Genomic DNA, 2,899 nt, shown 5'->3' with positions numbered 1-2,899 from the left:
TAAACCCTGGCGATGACCTACTCTCGCATGGCTTGAGCCACACTACCATCGGCGCAGCTGCGTTTCACTTCCGAGTTCGGGATGGGATCGGGTGGTTCCACAGCGCTAATTTCACCAGGGAGGCTTTTGGAGAGTCGCACTCGTCCCGGGGGACAAGGCGCCAGCCTCGCATAGTTCTTGTGACGTAGCGTGCACTTGGATGCTCTTACGACGTTGTCGTAAAGCCAAGGCAACTTGAGGTTATATGGTCAAGCCGCACGGATCATTAGTATCAGTTAGCTCAATGCATTGCTGCACTTACACACCTGACCTATCAACCACGTAGTCTACATGGTTCCTTCAGGGGGCTTGTGCCCCGGGAGATCTCATCTTGAGGCGCGCTTCCCGCTTAGATGCTTTCAGCGGTTATCGCTTCCGAACATAGCTACCCGGCAATGCCACTGGCGTGACAACCGGAACACCAGAGGTTCGTCCACTCCGGTCCTCTCGTACTAGGAGCAGCCCCTCTCAAATCTCCAACGCCCATGGCAGATAGGGACCGAACTGTCTCACGACGTTCTGAACCCAGCTCGCGTACCACTTTAAATGGCGAACAGCCATACCCTTGGGACCGACTACAGCCCCAGGATGTGATGAGCCGACATCGAGGTGCCAAACACCGCCGTCGATATGAACTCTTGGGCGGTATCAGCCTGTTATCCCCGGAGTACCTTTTATCCGTTGAGCGATGGCCCTTCCATACAGAACCACCGGATCACTAAGTCCTAGTTTCCTACCTGCTTGATCCGTCGATCTTGCAGTCAAGCACGCTTATGCCTTTGCACACAGTGCGCGATGTCCGACCGCGCTGAGCGTACCTTCGAGCTCCTCCGTTACTCTTTAGGAGGAGACCGCCCCAGTCAAACTACCCACCATACACGGTCCCCGACCCAGATAATGGGCCCAGGTTAGAACGTCAAGCACGACAGGGTGGTATTTCAAGGATGGCTCCACTGCAGCTAGCGCCACAGTTTCATAGCCTCCCACCTATCCTACACAGACGAACTCAACGTTCAGTGTAAAGCTATAGTAAAGGTTCACGGGGTCTTTCCGTCTTGCCACGGGAACGCTGCATCTTCACAGCGATTTCAATTTCACTGAGTCTCGGGTGGAGACAGCGCCGCTGTCGTTACGCCATTCGTGCAGGTCGGAACTTACCCGACAAGGAATTTCGCTACCTTAGGACCGTTATAGTTACGGCCGCCGTTTACTGGGGCTTCGATCAAGAGCTTCGCCTTGCGGCTGACCCCATCAATTAACCTTCCAGCACCGGGCAGGCGTCACACCCTATACGTCCACTTTCGTGTTTGCAGAGTGCTGTGTTTTTGATAAACAGTCGCAGCGGCCTGGTTACTGCGACCCTCGGTAGCTTGTGCTCGCATGAGCCACCACCAAGGGTGCACCTTCTCCCGAAGTTACGGTGCCATGTTGCCTAGTTCCTTCACCCGAGTTCTCTCAAGCGCCTGAGAATTCTCATCCTACCCACCTGTGTCGGTTTACGGTACGGTCTGCGTAAGCTGAAGCTTAGGAGCTTTTCCTGGAAGCGTGGTATCAGTGACTTCGCCATAAAGGCTCGTCTCGGTGCTCGGTCTTAAAGGATCCCGGATTTGCCAAAGATCCAAACCTACCGCCTTTCCCCAGGACAACCAACGCCTGGTACACCTAACCTTCTCCGTCCCTCCATCGCACTTACGCGAGGTGCAGGAATATTAACCTGCTTCCCATCGACTACGACTTTCGTCCTCGCCTTAGGGGCCGACTCACCCTGCGCCGATTAACGTTGCGCAAGGAAACCTTGGGCTTTCGGCGTGCGGGTTTTTCACCCGCATTATCGTTACTCATGTCAGCATTCGCACTTCCGATACCTCCAGCAGACTTCTCAATCCACCTTCAACGGCTTACGGAACGCTCCTCTACCGCGCATAACAAAGTTATGCACCCCAAGCTTCGGTTCTGTGCTTAGCCCCGTTAAATCTTCCCCGCAGACCGACTCGACCAGTGAGCTATTACGCTTTCTTTAAAGGGTGGCTGCTTCTAAGCCAACCTCCTGGCTGTCTGTGCCTTTCCACATGGTTTTCCACTTAGCACAAAATTTGGGACCTTAGCTGTGGGTCTGGGTTGTTTCCCTTTTCACGACGGACGTTAGCACCCGCCGTGTGTCTCCCATACAGTCCGTCTCGGTATTCGGAGTTTGCAATGGTTTGGTAAGTCGCGATGACCCCCTAGCCATAACAGTGCTCTACCCCCGAGAGGATACATATGAGGCGCTACCTAAATAGCTTTCGAGGAGAACCAGCTATCTCCGGGTTCGATTAGCTTTTCACTCCTAATCACACCTCATCCCCTACCTTTGCAACGGGAGTGGGTTCGGGCCTCCAGTGCGTGTTACCGCACCTTCACCCTGGGCATGACTAGATCACCCGGTTTCGGGTCTACTGCCCGCGACTATGCGCCCTTATCAGACTCGGTTTCCCTTCGCCTCCCCTATACGGTTAAGCTTGCCACGAACAGTAAGTCGCTGACCCATTATACAAAAGGTACGCAGTCACTCCTTGCGGAGCTCCTACTGCTTGTACGCACACGGTTTCAGGTTCTATTTCACTCCCCTCTCCGGGGTTCTTTTCGCCTTTCCCTCACGGTACTGGTTCACTATCGGTCGGTCAGTAGTATTTAGCCTTGGAGGATGGTCCCCCCATGTTCAGACAGGGTTTCACGTGCCCCGCCCTACTCGTCTTCACTGAAATGGCCCTTTCAGATACAGGGCTATCACCTTCTATGGCCGCTCTTTCCAGAGCGTTTTCCTAGAACCAAATCAGCTTAAGGGCTAGTCCGCGTTCGCTCGTCGCTACTTACGGAATCT

The 2,899-nt window shown here is 54.1% G+C and carries 2 rRNA genes (1 of these 2 cut by a window edge); both read right to left on the bottom strand.

What is annotated here, in order from left to right:
- Positions 1-4: 4 nt before the first annotated feature.
- Positions 5-119 (bottom strand): 5S ribosomal RNA (rrf, locus tag C1922_RS01855).
- 125 nt (positions 120-244) lie between these two features.
- Positions 245-2,899, bottom strand: a 23S ribosomal RNA gene (locus tag C1922_RS01850) (it continues 225 nt past the right edge of the window).

Origin of the sequence: Stenotrophomonas sp. ZAC14D2_NAIMI4_7, assembly GCF_003086675.1 — a bacterium.
Taxonomy (GTDB): domain Bacteria; phylum Pseudomonadota; class Gammaproteobacteria; order Xanthomonadales; family Xanthomonadaceae; genus Stenotrophomonas.
This window is presented reverse-complemented; position numbering and strand designations above follow the sequence as displayed.